A 13,560-nucleotide genomic window follows, 5' to 3' on the forward strand; every position below is an offset into this window, starting at 1 on the left:
TCTTCGTACCGGACCTGATCTGGCGCGTCTCACGCCTTCCCGGCATTCCAGGCAGCTACTGACTGCTACCACCCGCTTGCGCGGAATGGCTCAGTGACTACCGCATGGTTCCGACGCCCAGCTTCGTAAAGATCTGCCAGCTCGACACCCTGGATGTCGACAGCACCTCGATGATCTCCGGGATGTGCATGCCTCGCGAGCAGGTCGAAAAGCATCTCGGGCACCGAGATGCCCCCAAGTACCTGGACTTCCACACGGTCAGGGACTACCTGACCAGCACTCTATTCGCTCAGTTGGTAGCCCTGGGTTGCGTCGGCACCAGCGGTTCCGCCACGACACTCGTCGGGCAGGAGATCGAACTGTCGCTGCAGCAAGGGAAGTCCGTAAGCGTCGGCCTTTTTAGCGACGAATCCGGGCGGCGTCCTTCGTGGCGCACGTCCGGCAGGCCGAGCCGAGCAGCAGCCCGGGTGCAGGACAGCCAACAGGTGCCACTCTGGTAGTGACCACTTGATCAAACTACGGGACACACCCCAGGCCCACGGCGAGGTCATCCCCATGCGCGCGGGGTCTTTCCCGAGAGCAAGATTGGGCCGTCCGCCATGCTGCCGTCGTTCCCGTGCGTGCGGGCGTTCTCCCCGGGCGACCCGGCGAAGGAACGTGGCGGCCGGTTCGCGCGTAGCCGGATGAGGAAGCCGCTCCTGCACGTGACCCAGTCGCGGCAGGCGAGCTCGTTGTATCTGGTGTCACTGCGCGGGCTGCCTGTTGTGGCTGGGCACCACTTGTTGCTGATCTTTCATGATGTGCGTGACCGCGATGTGGGGGAGGGCGTCGGCTACGTCAGCGTGCTGGCGCGCCGCGCGGGCTCGGGTTACGGCGCCTCCGGCGGGGGCGCTCCGGCTCCAGGATGGCGGTGGGCCGTCTGCGGCCGCCGGCTTCGCGGGTGGTGGCGGTGGGACATCCTGTCTGCCATCGACCCGGGCAAGCCGAGCAGACCGCCGCCCGACCCGCCAGCGTACGCGCGCGGGCAACGAGGTTCGCGTGCTGTGGCGGGCCGGGCGGCGGCCCGCTCCCCGTCGGGCGGGTCGATGGCAGACAGGATGGCGGGAGCGGCATCTGGCGTCTGGAGTTGGGTAGCTCGCCGGGCTGCGCGACGCTGTCGTGAGCTGGGTCAGCTACCAGCTCGGTCGTTCGGCTTCGGCTAGGGTCGATGGCGGAACGCCTCGGACGCGGGTGAGGTGGCAAGCGTGGCAAGAACGGTGCAGATCCGGACCTACACGGTCCGGGAAGGGCTGTTGGACGAGTGGGTGGACAGGTGGCAGCGCTTGGTCGTCCCGCTGCGCCGTGATCTCGGTTTCGAGATTCACGGCTCGTGGAAGGACCGCGCGCGTAGCCAGCACATCTGGGTGATCTCTCACGACGGACCGGAGTCGTTCGAGGAGGCCAATGCCGCCTATTGGGCCTCGGAGCGCCGTAAGACGCTCGGTCTGGACCCGGGCGACTATCTGGTGGGTGAGGAGACCCGCGAGGTCGAGCAGACGCTATGAGTCCGCGTCGACCGGCAGCAGGTGGGCTCGCCGTTCGTCGTCGGTGAGTCCTCGGAACACCCGGGTACGCGCCACCGTAGTCAACTCGTCCAGGTCGACGTGGTCGGCCCAGACGCGGGCGGTGCCGTCCGCCGAGCCGGTCACGACCTGTCGCCCGTCCGGTAGCCATGCCAGGCTGGTCACGCCGTCGCGGTGTACGCCGATCACCTCGCCCTGGTCGTCGTCCACACCCCATACCCGTAGTGTGCGGTCGTCGGAGCAGGAGACCAACCGCTGGCCGTCCGGTGCCCAGGCCACCGCGCGGACCCGCTTGTCGTGGCCGGTCAGCACTCGCGGCCGGTCAGTGCCGGTGAGGTCCCAGACGCGGACGGTCCAGTCGGCGGAGCAGCTGGCGAGCTGGCGCTCGTCTGGCGCCCAGCTGAGTCCGTCTACGTAGTTTTGGTGCCCGGAGTGCACGGTGCTGTCGGCTGGGTGCTCGATGTCCCAGACTCGGACGGTGCGGTCGTCGGAGCCGGAGGCGAGGTAGCGGCCGCTCGGTGACCAGGCGAGCGCGCCGACCCAGTCGGCGTGTCCGCGCAGGACACCGGCGGAACTGCGGGTGCGGATGTCCCAGACCCGTACAGTGTTGTCCTTGCAGCCGGCCGCCAATCGGGATCCGTCCGGTGACCAGGCCAGTGACTCGGCCTCGCAGTCGAGGGGTACGTCGCCGTCGGCGCCGACCAGGTGGACCGACCCGTCGCGCAGGGCCACGGCGAGCACGTCGGCCACCGGTGAACAGGCGAGTGCCACGACCGGCTCCGGCCAGGTCGTTACGGCAGCTGTGCCGTCCGGCTGCCACAGTCGGACGGTGCCGTCGGCGCCACCGGTCACGATCCTCGCCGTCCGGTCCAGCGCCAGGGCGGTGACCGGTCCCTCGTGCCCAGCGAGGAGCCGATGTTCGGCTCCGCTTGGCTGGATCGTCCACACCCGGGCTGTGCCGTCACCGGAGCCACTGACTACCCGTCGTCCGTCTGGGGACAGGGCGACAGCCCAGGCGACCTGGGTGTGTCCGCGTAGTTCGGTTACCTCGCGCAATCGCCGGATGTCCCAGACGCGGATGCTGCCGTCGCCGCTGGCGAACACCAGCGTGCGACCGTTCGGGGACCAGGCGATCGACCAGACCGGGGATCCCTGGCCGCCGATCACGTGCCGGGTGTCGCCGGTTGTCACGTCCCAGACGCGTACGGTGTGGTCACCGGATCCGGTGGCGAGCCGGCCGCCGTCCGGGGACCAGGCGAGAGCCTCGACGAAGTCACCGTGCCCGGTCAGTCGCTGCTCCGGCTGGCTGGTCTCCAGGTTCCAGACGATGACGGACCGGTCGTGGGAGGCGGAGGCCAGCCGGCGGGAGTCGGGGGAGAACCGCAAGCCCCACACGTCCCCTTCGTGGCCGACCAGCTGGTTGGCGAGCTGCCAGGTATTGGTGTTCCACACCCGGACCGTCCGGTCCCGGCTCGACCCGGCCAGATGCGAGCCGTCGGGAGACCACGTGACGCCGCGTGCCACATCGCCGCACGGCAACACCTGGACCATGTCCGCCGTCGTGGCATCCCACACGCGGACCGTGCCGTCCCGGGAGGCGGTGGCGAGCCGAGTGCCATCCGGCGACCAGTCGACGGCCTCCACCATGCCGGTATGCCCCCGCAGCACCCGCACGACGGTGCCGGTGTCGGCGTGCCAGATCCGCGCGGTCCCGTCCCGAGACCCGGTTACCAGATGCGTACCGTCCGGCGACCAGGCCACTCCACGCACGGCATCCGTGTGCCCGGCGAGCACTGCCTCGGTGTGGCTGAACGCCAACGCCGCCATCAGCGCCCGGCGCGCGACCGGCGTGGGCGGACACTCCAGCAGCGCAGCCGACGTCAGCAGCACCGCCAGCTCCGGATACCGGTCCACGTTGCCGAGCGCGAACTGACCGATCGTCTCCGACACCCGGTGCAGGAACGCGGTGTCCCGGCTGCGGGAGGCGTTCACCAGGGCACGGGCGGCCGGGCTGTCCTGGCCGGCCGACTCCATCGCCTCCAGCCACTGCCCGGCCAGCGCAAGCCGCTCCCCGGTCAGCAGGTAGTCCGCGTTGCGCCCGGCGTGTTCCCAGTCCGCTGCCCACCGTTCCAGCTCGGTACGCCGCCGCAGTTGCTCCGCCCGCGCTTCCGCCTGCTGCCGTAGCGGCGCCCACCGGCGGAACAACGCCTCGTGCGCGACCTGGACGTACGGTTCACCATCGAGCACGTCGGTGGTGAGCAGCCGCGCGTCGGTGAAGACGGTGATCACGCGGCGTTGGTTATCCGACAGCTCCCTCAGGGGCACCCGGCGTCGGGTCGGCTCGACGCCCTCCATCGCCACCAGACGCAACAGGGTGGCCAGGACGTCGTCGGTGCTGCTGTCGCGGCGCACCTCCGCCATGACCACGTCGGCCTGACGGCCCAACGCCCCCGACACGCCACCCAATGCCTGGTACGCCTCGCGTGTGGCCACCCGGCCCGGCCCAGCCGCCAGGTACAGCTCCTGAAGCAGGTACGCCAGCAGCGGCAACGCGTCCGGCGTGGCCGTGTCGGCGACGATCTGATCGACGAGCCCGTCCTCGAAGCGCATCCCGGCGAGCTGAGCGGGCTGCTCCACGACCGCGACAAGATCCTCCGGACGCATGACCCCCAGCGCGACTGGGCTGGCGAACAGTTCCGGGCGCGGACCCGCGAGCAGGTCGGCGAGAAACTCGACGCGCAGCGTCGCGACGACCCACAGCCTTCGGTCGGCGTCCAGCGCGGCCGCGACCCGCTCCAGGAACATGGCCTGCTCCGCAGTACTGGACAGCGTGACCAGTTCCTCAAGCTGGTCGAGAACCAGCAGGACGCGTTTGTGGCGATGGCCAGTTCGGGCTCGCCACGCTGCCAGGTTGCGGGCGAGGCTGTCCGGACGTGACCGCACCTCCCGCAGCGCGGCGGTCCGGTCGGCGGCGCCCAACGCTACGGCCAGGTCAGCGAGCCCACCGAGCGGTTCGCCTGCCGGCGCGACCGCCGGCAACACGTGCCACCGCCCCCGCCGCAACCGCGGAACGACGCCCGCGTGTACCAGCGACGACTTGCCGCTGCCGGAGGCGCCGGTGACGCAGACGAACCGGTCGGGTCCGTCCAGGCCCAGCTCGTGCAGCCGTCGCACCAGCTCGATGGCCTGCTCTTCGCGGCCGAAGAACACGGACGCGTCCTGCTCGGTGAACGCGGAGAGGCCGGGATAGGGGCTGCGGTCCGCCTGCCATATGGGCCGCGGGCTGCGTGGCGCCTCCCACCACAGCACCAGGCCGTTCCCGACGATCAGCACCACCAGCAGCACGATCAGCGCGGGACCAGCGATCTGACGGATCCCGGCGGCCAGCGGCGCGGCGTCGTCGTTGGCAAAGAAGTTCACCGCGATTTCCAGCAGGACAGCGATGAACAGGAGGGACAGCTGAAGGGTGATGGGTGGACGTCGACTCGGCCCCACCAAACCCTCCCCAGCGACGATCCCCGATGCGTCTCAAGCTACCGGGTACGAGCTCGCGTAACCAGACACGCGCCCGGACCACCGCCCCAACCAGCCCCAAGCTGCTCGCCTTGCCGAGGGAAGTAGCCGGACGTCATGACCTATGGTCCTAGGACGGCTTGCATGCTGTGCCTCCCACGACACAGCGCTCTGGATGCAGTAGCGGGACAGACCGTCGACCGTCCGCCGTGAAGGGCCTGCGCGCGGGTCTCCGCCTTGGCCAAATCCGAGGTGCGGGCGCATTGACCGATGGGCCACAAGGGATGGCGCCCGTGTCAGCGGATCGGCGTGCCGAGGTGCAGCGACAACTCCACGAATCTACGATGCCTCTCCATGACCATGAAGGCCCCGGCGCGAGGCGGCGCCACGGCACTCCTCCTCGGATTCAGCATGCTTCTCTACGCCTGCGGCGAAGGCACGGACGGGTCGAATAGCCCTCAGGCGGGCTCGACCAGTGCGACCAGCTTTAGCCCGAGCCCCAGCCCCACCCAGAGCCCGACGGCCTTTCGCGTGGGAGAGCAGGCAGCGTGCATCGAGCTGTTCCCGCACCTCCAAGCGGCTGCGGATCTCGTGACGGCGATCAGCAAGAAGCCTGACGGGTCAACGGTAGATCAGGACAAGCTTGATAGCACGATCGCGGCGCTCGATCACGTCATCGACGTGGCACCAGTTGACATGGTTCCTGCCTTGCAAGAACAAGTCGGGCCGCTGAGGGATCTCCAAGCCATCTTTAATACAGGCCAAAACCGAAAACTGAACTTCGAGAACTTTCGATCATCTGGCATCGACCTTGTCACGCGCTGTGGCAAGCATGCCGAGGGTTAGCTGTTTTGTTAGGTTGTTCCGGCATGTCGCTTGTGGAGCGCCTTGGGCTCTTACGTGCTGCCGCAAGCGTCGGTGCGCTTCCATTTCCGCGACCGGCTGGACGCGGGGTCCGGCGCTGATGCAGCCAGATGGCGTGGTCCAGTTCCCACGGCGTACGGCCGATCTTGTGGGCTGTGGCGACAACGTGTGCGCGGGCGTCAGCCGCTGTTGGCAGTGCCGGAAGGCCCAAGGTGTCACGGACCCGTCGGCGGACCATGGTGTCGGGCTTGATCCGCTGATCGTCGCCGACGAGCATCCAGAAGTAGTCGAGCCGGACGTCGTTCAGTCCGTTGCAGGGCACGCGTCGCAGGTCAGCCTCGACGCTCGACAGGCGGCCGTCGTCGGGTGTCCGGCTCCGACCGTGGCCTTACGCTGGCATGCCATAGGAACCCTGAGTTGACGGTTGCGTGGCCGACGGAGAGGCGCTGGCTGATGGTTTCCAGCGCCTCTCCCAAGCCCCGGCCCGCCGTGATATCTCACAACCGTCTCACGGACGGCCCGGGAAGGCCCGACAAGGCCCGATGCGGGTCGGACAGTCGCTTGGCCGTTGACCTGCATGTTCGGCACGAGCCGGTACGGCCCGGCAGGTGCCGGTAGTCCCGCTAGTTCTCTGGGGGTCAAGGGGTCGTCGGTTCAAATCCGGCCGTCCCGACCGGTTGACCTGGGGAGATGGAGATCTTCCCAGGTAACGGCGGTAACATCCGGTAACGGATGATCTTTGATGGCAGTAACCGCTCTGCGGTTTGGCTGCCGAGCCCCTCATCGCCACCGGCTCCGGCCTGCGGCTTCGCGCTAATCGCGGATGGACCGGCACGTTTCTACCTTGATTTCGCGTTAAGCGCTGCAGATGCTGCTGACCGGGTCCAGGTGCATCTGTTGTGAGAGCCGGAGTGGGCAGCTCCTCGTCATTCGCGAAGAGTCCGTAGCCAGTGAGGAACTCGTCGAAGATCCGGCGGAGGGTTGGGGCGGTCTGCGGGTCGGGGGTGAGCCCGCGTAGGCGTTTGCCGTCGGCTGCTTTTGCGGTCATCCGCCGGTGTTCGGTCGGGTGAGTCCGTGGTCGTAGGCGAATATGACGGCCTGTACACGGTCGCGGGCACCAACTTTGGCGAGGACCTTGCCGACGTGGGTCTTCACGGTGGACTCCGACAGCACGAGCCGCTCGGCGATTTCCCGGTTGGTCCAGCCGCTGCCGATCGCTACCAGGATCTCGCGTTCCCGGTCGGTGAGGCTGGCCAGCCGCGGGTCGGCTCGGCCCGGCTGCGAGGGGCTGGCGGCGAGGTGGCCGGCGAAGCGGTCCAGCAGTCGGCGGGTCAGCGCGGGCGCGATGACGGCGTCGCCGTCCGCGACCGCCCGGATGCCAGCCAGCAGCTCCTCGGGGCGCGCGTCCTTGAGCAGGAAGCCGCTGGCCCCGGCGCGCAGGGCGGCGTGCGCGTACTCGTCCAGGTCGAACGTGGTCAGCACGAGCACCCGGGACCGGTCGCCGGCCGCGACGATGCGTCGGGTGGCCTCGATGCCGTCCATGCCGGGCATGCGTACGTCCATGAGAATCACGTCGGGGTGCAGCTGCTCGGCGCGGCGCACCGCCTCGGTACCGTTGCCGGCTTCTCCGACGACGTCCGTTTCCTCGTTGTTCTCGAGCAACATGCGGAAACCCAGCCGTTGCAGGGGCTGGTCGTCGACGATAAGCACAGTGATCATTTCCGGCCTTCGAGTGTGGCGAGCGGGGTCAGGTCGAGGATCGCCCGCACCGTCCAGCCTCCGGCGGGGCGCGGGCCGGCCTCGACGGTTCCGGCGTACAGGGCGGCTCGCTCGCGCATGCCGGCGAGTCCGTGCCCGGGTTTCGCGGGCGGCGGTAGCGGGCGGTCGGGCGGCTGGGGGCCGGTGTCGTGAACCGTGATCTGCAGCCGCCCGTCGGTGGCGGTGAGGCCGACGTCGAGGGCGGTGTGCGGCCCCGCGTACCGCAGCGCGTTGGTGAGCGCCTCCTGCGCGATGCGGTAAGCGGTGAGCTGTACCCCGGGGTCGAGGGCGTCGACGTTGCCGGCGGTGCGGTAGACGACTTCTGGTCCGGCCATCCGGATGCGCTCGCAGAGGGAGTTGATCTCGGCGATGCCGGGCTGCGGGTGGAGTTCGGCGTCCTCGGTCTCGTCGCGCAGGACGCCGAGCACCCGGCGCAGTTCGGCGAGGGCCTGCCGGCTGGTGTCGCCGATGAGTTCGAGCGCCTCCCGGCCGCGTTGCGGGTTGCCGCCGACCGCGTACGCGCCGCCGTCGGCCAGTGAGATGATCACCGACAGGCTGTGGCCGACGATGTCGTGCATCTCGCGAGCCACCCGGGTGCGTTCGGTGGCCGCGGCGAGCCGGCTGCGTTGGTCGCGCTCGATCTCCAGACGCAGCGCCCGGTCGCGCAGCGCGGCCAGCTGGGCCCGGCGGATGCGGATGGCGACACCCAGGGCGGCGGCCGCGGTAGCGGCGCTGTAGAGGAAGAACAGCGCGTCCCACGGCGTCACGACGGCGGAGGCCCGCCACGCGACCAGGGCCATCGCCGCGGCGACGGTCAGCCCGGCCCAGAGCAGCCGGGCCGGATGGACCCGCAGCACGAGGCTATAGAGGGCGATGAGCAGCGCGACGTCGGCGCGGAGCAGCACGCCGAGGGACCATTGCAGGACAAACACCGCGGCGATGGCGTAGAACGCGGCGGTTGGTGCCCGCCTGCGCCAGAACAGCGGCAGGACGAGGCCGAGCTGCAGGGCGACTGTGGCGGCCAGGGGCGGATGGTTCAGCAGGACCCGCAGCTCCCGCCGCTCGTCGGTGTGGACGAGGTCGGGAATGCAGAACACCAGCAGTACCGCGGCGACCACTGCCGCGTCGAACAGCCATGGCCGCCTGGCGTCGAACCGCCGCAGCCGCTGGCCAAGGCCGGCGAGCCGGTCGACCAGCGGATGGGCGGCGAGATGGTCGGTGTCTTCAGAGCTCATTGTCACCAACCCGTTGCAATGGTCATGCGTCCTTGCGTACTAGGCGGTCGGCGGCGCCGGCCAGCGCCAGGGCGGTCCAGCCCAGCAGGACCAGCGCGCCGACCCCCGCGGACAGCGTGCCAGGAGCGTGTTGCAGCGCGTACAGCGCCTCGCCGGCGTTGCTCGGTAGGTACGGGCCGATGTTGTCCTGCCAGGAGGTCGGCAGCAGCGACAGCAGCCCGGGCACCAGCAGCAGCGTGGCGACGAGCACCGAGATGGCCCCGGGCACCGAGCGCATCAGCATCCCGAGCGCGGTCCCGATCACCCCGACGAGGCTCAGATAGAGGCCTGCGCCGAGCAGCGACCGGGCGACGCCGCTGTCCGCCAGGGACATGTGGGCCGGGGTGCCGTTCACGACGGCGTTGACGATCAGGAACCCGCCGAACGCGCCGGCGACGCCGACGACGAAGGCGACCACGCCGTACACGGCGGCCTTGGACCACAGCACCGGCAGCCGGCGCGGCACCGCGGCCAGCGTCGAGCGGATCATGCCCGTGGAGTACTCACCCGCGGCGACCAGCACGCCGAGCACGCCGAGCGCCAGCTGGCCGAACCGTACGCCGAACAGCGTCAGGGTCACCGCGCTCGCGTTGACGAACTCCCCCGAGCCCGGCCGGGTGCCGCCGGAGGTGGTCAGCGACTTGTACCGGAACGCCGCGATACTGCCGAACGCCAGCATGGCGACCAGCCCGAGGCCGAGGGTGATCCAGGTGGAACGCACCGTCCACAGCTTCGCCCACTCCGAACGAAGCACCCGCCGCCCGGTGACCTTGTACGCGGGCCGGGCCACCGACCCGGCGGCGACACCCGGCGTACGAGCATGCCTGATCGTGCTCATGCCGCCGCTCCCTTCGTCACGCCGCCGTGGTACTCCACGGCGTCCCTCGTCAAATCCATGAACGCTTCCTCCAGCGATACCTGCTTCGCGGTGAGCTCGAACAGCGCGATGCCGTGCTCGGCGGCGGCGAGCCCGATCTGCCGCGCCGACAGGCCGCTCACCCACAGCTCCTCGGAGCCGGCCCGCCCAGTGATCTCGACACCCGGGCCGGCCAGCGCGGCCCGCAGTCGGGCCGGATCCGCGGTGGCCACGGCGACGGTGTCGCCGCCGGCCTGGCGCACCAGATCCTGCACGGTGGTGTCGGCAAGCAACCGCCCACGCCCGACGACGATGAGGTGCTCGGCGACGAGCGCCACCTCGGCCATCAGGTGCGACGACACGAACACCGTGCGGCCCTCGGCGGCGAGCCCGGCAAGCAGGTTGCGTATCCACAGCACGCCCTCGGGGTCGAGGCCGTTGACGGGCTCGTCGAGCATCACCGTGGCCGGGTCGCCGAGCAGCGCGGCGGCGATACCGAGCCGCTGCCCCATACCCAGCGAAAACGACCCGGCACGCTTGCGCGCCACGGCCTGCAACCCAGTCAGCTCGATCATCTCGTCGACCCGCCGCCGACGGATACCGTGCGTGTGGGCGAGGACCATCAGATGGTCAAACGCGGTACGGCCCGGGTGAATCGACCGCGCCTCCAGCAGCGCTCCGACCTCCTGCAGCGGCGCCGTGTGGCGCGCGTACCGCCGGCCGTTGACGGTCACTGACCCGCTGGTCGCAGCGTCCAGCCCGATGATCAAGCGCATGGTGGTGGACTTCCCCGCACCGTTCGGCCCGAGGAACCCGGTCACCATGCCGGGCTTCACCTCGAAGTCAAGGCGGTCGACCGCCGTCTTCTCGCCGTACCGCTTCGTCAGCTGCCGTGCCTCGATCATCGACCATCCCTCGCCTCGACTCCGCCGTTTTCGGCGTCCCGTCAACGACGCTAGAGACCGAACGCCCTCCGGCGGCGGTACCACGGAATGATCTCCCGGTTCCGGCGTAGTACCGCAGTACCCATCCCAGCAGCCGGCAGCGCCGCGGAAGGTACGGCGCGGCGTCCGTGACCTGGCCGCAGAACGGCCGATCCGGACCGCGACCGGGGTCGATGGGAAAGTGTTTCGGCTTCGGCGGTCGTGATCCGCCAGATAACCGGCCCCGGGCATGCGGGTGGTGATGCTCACCGGAGACGGGTCGCCATCGCCGCCGCGATCGCCGACCATGTCGGCCTGCACGGCCCGTCGTACGCGCCCACCACCTCCACAGCCCCTAGACGAGTAAGTCCTAACCCTGGTCAATGGTCGTAGGCGATCAGGGAACGGGTGACGGGTTGGCCGGTGTTCCGGTTGTGCCAGATGGCGGCGGTCAGGGCCACCGGTGGGCGTCTTCGACCTCGACGGCGGCGAGAGGGTTCCACCACCAGCCGTGCGGTACGTGGGCGATGGATTGCGGGTCGCGCGGCCCGACGGTTCTTTCGGCGAGCATTGTCGGCGTTGAAGGTGACACCTGCGGAGGTGGTCACGGACGCCGCAGCTGTCTACCCAGGTGCTGGATGAGCTGGTCCCGTCCGCGTGGCACCAAGTCGAGCAGTACGCGAACAACCCGATCGAGGCTGACCACGGTTGGCTCAACAACGATTGAGACCGATGCGCGGGCTACGAACGGACAAGACAGCGCAGGTGATCGTCGCCGGCCAGGCGATCATGCAAAACCTCCGACGCGGACACTACGAACTCGCCGTCGACACCCCGCCCGCTCTGCGGGTCGCCGCTGCGTTCACCGAACTCGCCCACGCGATCTGACCGCGGATCCGCGGGTACAACACGTCCGCCGATCCGATAATGCAACGGTGCCGCGCCACTTCCTTGGCGGTCTGCGCCACTGCCCTGGCGGGGACTGGAGCGGATCGCGGTGACCGGGACGAGCGCCAGCAACCCGCTGGCGAACCCTGCGGATCTGGGCCAACGAGGACGCCGACGGCCACGCCGGCACCTGGAACCTCACCGGGTACGGCATCTGCGGCAGTCGACCCCCGGCGGCCGGGCGTCCGCTGCGCGGGCCCGGCAGGACGCCCGGCAGGAGCGGTCCTGCCGGGCGTCCTGCCTGTCGCCACCGGCTCGCCGCCGGTTGGCTTGCGGTCATGACACAGACCTGGAAGACCCTGTCCCGGGCCACGGCCGCGGGGCTGCTCGCGGCGAGCGTCGCACTGGCCGTGCCGGCCGGCGGCGTCGCCGCGCCGCCGACGGCGCCCGACCGGGACGCCACGGTGCTGGACCTGATCCCCGCCGACACCCGCGACGCGATGCTGGCGCAGGCCCCGCTGGTCGACGCCGCCACCGGCATCAAGGCGGCGGTGGGTGCCACCACGCGTCCGGGGTTCGCCGGCATCGGCCTGGTCGGCGACCACGTCGTGCTGTGGTGGAAGGGCACCCTGCCGTCCGACGTGGCCGCCGCCGTGGCCACTGCCCGCCGGATCGCGCCGGTCGAGGTGACCGCCGCCCGCTACTCGCGCGGCGAGCTGGCGGCCGCGGCGGCCCGGCTCGCGCCCGTCGCCGGCCGCCACAAGGCGGTGCACGGGGTGCGGCTGCGGGCCGACGGCAGCGGGGTGGAGGTGGCGGTCGAGCCCGGTGCCACGCCGCCGAAGCTGCCCGGCACCGGCGTCCGCACCACCGTCGTACGTGCCGAGGAGCTGACGCCGCGCTCCCGCGAGGAGGACAGCGCGCCGTGGAGCGGTGGCGCCCGGATCTGGGCGGGCGCGGGATGCAGCACCGGTTTCGGGGTACGCGACGCCGCCTCCTCGGCCGGCTATCTGCTCAGTGCGGGGCACTGCGGCGACCTCGGCGCACAGTGGACCAATGGGGCTGGCGAGCCGATCGGTACGCAGACCCACAAGAACGCCGACCACGACACCATGCTGATCAGCACTCCCTCCCCCGGCGGTCACGTCTACGTGGGCGGTGTGCACGACACGCTGCGCGCCCGGGTGACCGGCTGGACGGAGGTCTTCCCCGGTCAGCTCCTCTGCCAGTCCGGGGCGACGTCGGCGGGGGTGATCGGGCGGCCGATCTGCAACCTGCGGGTGGAGTTCCACTACGACGACCGTGAGGGCCTGGTCGAGGCGACCCAGCTTGACGGGGAGGATTCGGCCCGCGGCGGCGACAGTGGCGGGCCCGTATACGCGGTCAACGCCGACGGGACGATCCTCGCCGCCGGCACGACGACCCGCTCGGCCGGTCCCGGCTTCGGCTTCCAGGACTTCGCCACCGCCCGCGACGACTTCGGCGACCTCGTGCCGGTGACCGGCGCGCAGTCCAGCACCTGCCGCGTCTCGTACGTGGTCACCGACTCGTGGGGGACGGGATTCGCCGCCGCGGTGACGATCTACAACGACGGCCCGGCCCGGACCGGCTGGAACCTCAGCTGGACCTTCGGCGGCGGCCAGCTCGTTGAGGGCCACTGGGGCGGCGTGTTCAACCAGACCGGTTCCGCCGTCCGGGTGGGCAACGACGCGTGGAACGCGTCGCTGCCGGCAGGCGGCTCGGTGAGCTTCGGCTTCACCGCCAGCGGCCCGGCCACCATCCCCGCGTCGTTCCAGCTCGACGGCGACATCTGCTCCTGACCCGTCCGACCGGACCGGTGGGCCCGACGCCGCGGCGTCGGGCCCCCCCGTGCCCACACCGTACTGCACACCTCAGAAAAACACACAAACAAAATATGATAGAGG

At 70.2% G+C, this 13,560-nt stretch carries 9 protein-coding genes and 1 pseudogene; 5 read left to right on the forward strand and 5 right to left on the reverse strand.

Going from position 1 to position 13,560, the window contains the following annotated elements; translation table 11 throughout:
• Positions 1–104: 104 nt before the first annotated feature.
• Together ABZ671_RS31375 and ABZ671_RS31380 are read left to right on the forward strand one after the other, a co-directional pair.
• Entirely contained in the window at positions 105–500 is a 396-nt protein-coding gene (locus ABZ671_RS31375) for a hypothetical protein (protein ID WP_357864901.1), read from the forward strand.
• A 744-nt stretch (positions 501–1,244) separates the two neighbouring features.
• A complete protein-coding gene (locus ABZ671_RS31380; RefSeq protein WP_357864903.1) occupies positions 1,245–1,544 on the forward strand; it encodes an NIPSNAP family containing protein in 300 nt (99 codons plus the stop codon).
• Here the strand turns inward: ABZ671_RS31380 and ABZ671_RS31385 are convergent.
• Positions 1,539–5,057: an AAA family ATPase gene (locus tag ABZ671_RS31385; protein ID WP_357864904.1), complete on the reverse strand. Its 3,519-nt coding sequence runs from the start codon at positions 5,055–5,057 to the stop codon at positions 1,539–1,541. The genes ABZ671_RS31380 and ABZ671_RS31385 overlap by 6 nt on opposite strands.
• Before the next feature lie 372 nt (positions 5,058–5,429).
• On the opposite strand from ABZ671_RS31385, the gene ABZ671_RS31390 reads away from it, so the two are divergent.
• Positions 5,430–5,921 (forward strand): hypothetical protein, encoded by a 492-nt coding sequence (locus tag ABZ671_RS31390; protein ID WP_357864905.1) that lies wholly within the window; start codon positions 5,430–5,432, stop codon positions 5,919–5,921.
• 1,062 nt (positions 5,922–6,983) lie between these two features.
• Here the strand turns inward: ABZ671_RS31390 and ABZ671_RS31395 are convergent.
• The 4 genes from ABZ671_RS31395 to ABZ671_RS31410 are packed head-to-tail and all read right to left on the reverse strand — an operon-like array spanning position 6,984 to position 10,732.
• Positions 6,984–7,658, reverse strand: coding sequence for a response regulator transcription factor (locus tag ABZ671_RS31395; protein ID WP_357864907.1), 675 nt, complete (start codon positions 7,656–7,658; stop codon positions 6,984–6,986).
• The gene (locus ABZ671_RS31400) at positions 7,655–8,932 is read right to left on the reverse strand and encodes a histidine kinase (RefSeq protein ID WP_357864909.1); all 1,278 of its coding nucleotides are present in this window, start codon (positions 8,930–8,932) and stop codon (positions 7,655–7,657) included. The genes ABZ671_RS31395 and ABZ671_RS31400 overlap by 4 nt, the downstream gene beginning before the upstream one ends.
• A 22-nt stretch (positions 8,933–8,954) precedes the next feature.
• Positions 8,955–9,809, reverse strand: a complete 855-nt coding sequence (locus tag ABZ671_RS31405) for an ABC transporter permease (protein WP_357864911.1) — start codon at positions 9,807–9,809, stop codon at positions 8,955–8,957.
• Positions 9,806–10,732: an ATP-binding cassette domain-containing protein gene (locus tag ABZ671_RS31410; protein ID WP_357864916.1), complete on the reverse strand. Its 927-nt coding sequence runs from the start codon at positions 10,730–10,732 to the stop codon at positions 9,806–9,808. Before ABZ671_RS31410 ends, ABZ671_RS31405 begins: the two co-directional genes overlap by 4 nt.
• Positions 10,733–11,293: 561 nt before the next feature.
• Here ABZ671_RS31410 and ABZ671_RS31415 point away from each other — a divergent pair.
• A pseudogene (locus tag ABZ671_RS31415) lies at positions 11,294–11,638 on the forward strand (DDE-type integrase/transposase/recombinase); the annotation flags it as partial.
• Between the two features lie 338 nt (positions 11,639–11,976).
• The gene (locus ABZ671_RS31420; protein WP_357864914.1) at positions 11,977–13,455 is read left to right on the forward strand and encodes a cellulose binding domain-containing protein; all 1,479 of its coding nucleotides are present in this window, start codon (positions 11,977–11,979) and stop codon (positions 13,453–13,455) included.
• Positions 13,456–13,560: the final 105 nt, after the last annotated feature.

The sequence above is a fragment of the Micromonospora sp. NPDC006766 genome, from assembly GCF_040636055.1.
Classification (GTDB): Bacteria; Actinomycetota; Actinomycetes; order Mycobacteriales; family Micromonosporaceae; genus Micromonospora.